Source organism: Micromonospora sicca (assembly GCF_003172935.1).
Classification (GTDB): Bacteria; Actinomycetota; Actinomycetes; order Mycobacteriales; family Micromonosporaceae; genus Micromonospora; species Micromonospora sicca.
Genome location: NZ_QGKS01000216.1, coordinates 1 through 2,840, shown reverse-complemented (window position 1 = coordinate 2,840; position 2,840 = coordinate 1). Strand labels below are relative to the sequence as shown.

Here is a 2,840-nt window from a genome sequence, read left to right as displayed (position 1 = left end):
ACGGGCAACGCCTGGCGATCTTCTACACCAAACTCAACAACCGCCTCCTGCGACCACTCCTCGCCGCCGATCAGCCCCAAGCGCCACCCGACCTGCGTCAAGCCCTCGCCGCCATCGACCACCACGTTGACGACTACATCGCCCGCGCACGACTCAAAACCGCAGCCTGAAAACCTGACTCAGTTGTTCAGATTCTCGAACCCAAGGATCTAGGCGTCGGAACCGTAACTTCGGGGCCGATGTCGGAGTTTGGGGTGTGTCGGACGCAGGGGTGTTATAGCCTTTCGAACATGCGTACGAACGACGAGATGGCGCGGCTCCAGGCCGCCGTGAGTGCTCTGGGGGACGTCGACGTCTCCGCGTGGCCCGAGGACACGCTCAAGGATCAGCTCGGTGAGCTCTCGGCCGCGCTGGTCGCACTCGACACGCTGCTCACCCGGGTCGCCGAGGAAGTGCGCGGGCGTGGCCTGCGAATCGAGGAGCCCGTCTCGGCCTGACCGGGGCCGGGCTCCTCGTCGCGCCGGGCCGGTCACGACGGGGCGGCCCGGTCATGAGCCGGGCCGGGTGGCGTGCGGGATCCGTCGCCCGGCCGGGATCCGCCGCGGCGTCGGGGGTGGCTGGCAGGATGGGATCCGTGCGGTTCCTCGACCTGGCGGCCACCTCCGCCGCGGTGGGCGCCACCAGTGGCCGGCGGGCCAAGGTGGAGCTGCTGGCCGCCGCGCTCCGGGCGCTCGACCCGCCCGAGGTGCCGGCCGGTTCCGGCTATCTCGCCGGCGAGCTGCGCCAACGGCAGACCGGGGTGGGCTGGGCAAGCCTGCGTGACCTGCCGCCGCCGGCCGCCGAGCCCACGCTGACCGTGGCGGGGGTCGACGCGGCGATCGACGAGATCGCGGCGCTCCGGGGCGCCGGTTCGCAGGCTCGTCGCCGGGAGCTGGTGGGCCGGCTCTTCGCCGCGGCCACCGCCGACGAGCAGCGGATGCTGGTCGGCCTGTTCAGCGGTGAGCTGCGGCAGGGCGCCCAGGCCGGGCTGCTCGCCGACGCGATCGCCCGGGCCGCCGAGGTGCCCCTGCCGGCCGTGCGCCGGGCGTTGCTGCTCGCCGGCGACCTGCGGGCCGTCGCGGTGGCCGCGCTCTCCGGCGGCGCGACCGCGCTGGCCGGCTTCGGGCTCCAGGTCGGCCGCCCGCTCGCCCCGATGCTGGCGCAGAGCGCCCCCTCGGTGGACGAGGCGCTCACCGCGACCGGCGTCCCGGCGGTGGTCGACGTCAAGCTGGACGGCATCCGGATCCAGGTGCACCGGTCCGGCCAGGACATCGCCGTCTTCACCCGCAGCCTGGACGAGATCACCGCCCGGTTGCCCGAGGTGGTCGCCGCGGTGCGCGCGCTGCCCGCCCGGGAGCTGGTCCTCGACGGCGAGGCGATCGGGCTGGACGCCACCGGCCGTCCGCTGCCCTTCCAGGAGACCTCCAGCCGGGCCGCCCGCCGCACCACGCCGAGCACCACCGGTGGCAGTGCGGTCGCCCCGGCCGTGCTGGCCGCCGCAGAGACCACCGGCGAGGCCGTGCTGACGCCGTACTTCTTCGACCTGCTGCACCTCGACGGCGCGGATCTGATCGACCTGCCGGGCCGGGAGCGGTGGGCCGCGCTGGCCGGCGCGGTGGACCCGAGCCTGCTGGTCGGCCGGATGGAGGTGGACGGGCCGGAGCAGGCCGGGGAGGCGTTCGCCGCGGCGCTCGACGCCGGTCAGGAGGGGGTGGTGGTCAAGGACCCGGCGGCCCCCTACGACGCGGGTCGGCGCGGGTCGGCGTGGGTGAAGGTCAAGCCCCGGCACACGCTCGACCTGGTGGTGCTGGCGGTGGAGTGGGGGAGCGGGCGGCGGCAGGGCTGGCTGTCCAACCTGCACCTGGGCGCCCGGGATCCGCGCACCGGCGAGTTCGTGATGCTCGGCAAGACGTTCAAGGGGCTCACCGACGAGCTGCTGCGTTGGCAGACCGAGCGGTTCCTCGGCCTGGCGGTGGAGAAGGGCGACTGGGTGGTCCGGGTGCGGCCCGAGCAGGTCGTCGAGATCGCGTTCGACGGGGTGCAGACCAGCAGTCGTTATCCCGGCGGGATGGCGCTGCGGTTCGCCCGGGTGGTGCGTTACCGGGATGACAAGACCGCGGCGGAGGCCGACACCATCGACGCGGTCCGGGCCATCCACGCCGGCCGGATGACCGGCTGACCGGGAGCCCGCCCGGTCAGACCGGGGCGCTCGGCGCCGGTTCGGCCGCCCGGTCGACCGGCGGGCGGGGCTTGTCCAGCCCGGCCCTGCGGCGCGCCTCCCGGCGGGCCACCCAGCCGTAGCCGACGAGGCTCATGCCGGCGAAGAGCCACCACTGCACCACGTAGCCGAAGTTCTGCCAGTTGTTGGTGTGCCCGATCGGCACCGCCTGGAAGGCCGGATCGGCGGCCGGGGTCTGCTGGTCGAGCAGCAGGTAGCCGCCGTAGATCGGGTAGGGCAGCTGCCGGGCGAGCCGGCTGACGCCGATCCGCCGGGTCTCCAGCTTGCCGTCGCGCCGGTCCACCGTGCCCGCGCCGCTCTCGCCGGCCAGCACCCGGCCGCTGACGGTGACCTCGCCGGGGGGCGCGGCCGGCACCTGCGGCTGGGTGGTGGCGCCGGCGCCGGGGGCCGGCGGGATCCAGCCGTGGTCCACCAGCACGGCCGTGCCGTCGGCGAGCACCAGCGGAGTGAGCACCTCGAAGCCGACCGTGCTGTCGAGCGTCCGGCCGCGGACCAGGACCACGTTCGCGGGGTCGTACCGGCCGGTGGCGGGGGCCCGGGTCCAGGTGACCCGGTCGGCGGG

3 protein-coding genes are annotated in these 2,840 nt (G+C 74.7%); 2 read left to right on the top strand and 1 reads right to left on the bottom strand.

Annotated elements, in window-relative coordinates:
* The first annotated feature begins 290 nt into the window (after positions 1 to 290).
* On the top strand, positions 291 to 497 hold the full coding sequence (locus DKT69_RS14585) for a hypothetical protein (protein WP_089012916.1): 207 nt from the start codon (positions 291 to 293) through the stop codon (positions 495 to 497).
* Positions 498 to 625: 128 nt separating this feature from the next.
* Positions 626 to 2,218 (top strand): ATP-dependent DNA ligase, encoded by a 1,593-nt coding sequence (locus DKT69_RS14580; protein WP_236647921.1) that lies wholly within the window; start codon positions 626 to 628, stop codon positions 2,216 to 2,218.
* 16 nt (positions 2,219 to 2,234) lie between these two features.
* Here the strand turns inward: DKT69_RS14580 and DKT69_RS14575 are convergent.
* A partial coding sequence (locus DKT69_RS14575) for an SURF1 family protein (RefSeq protein ID WP_109802104.1) occupies positions 2,235 to 2,840 on the bottom strand: 606 nt, incomplete at its 5' end.

Excerpts from the sequence above, each read along its gene's own strand:
- DKT69_RS14585 (WP_089012916.1), top strand. The coding sequence starts at position 291 with ATGCGTACGAACGACGAGATGGCGCGGCTCCAGGCCGCCGTGAGTGCT.
- DKT69_RS14580 (WP_236647921.1), top strand. The coding sequence starts at position 626 with ATGGGATCCGTGCGGTTCCTCGACCTGGCGGCCACCTCCGCCGCGGTG.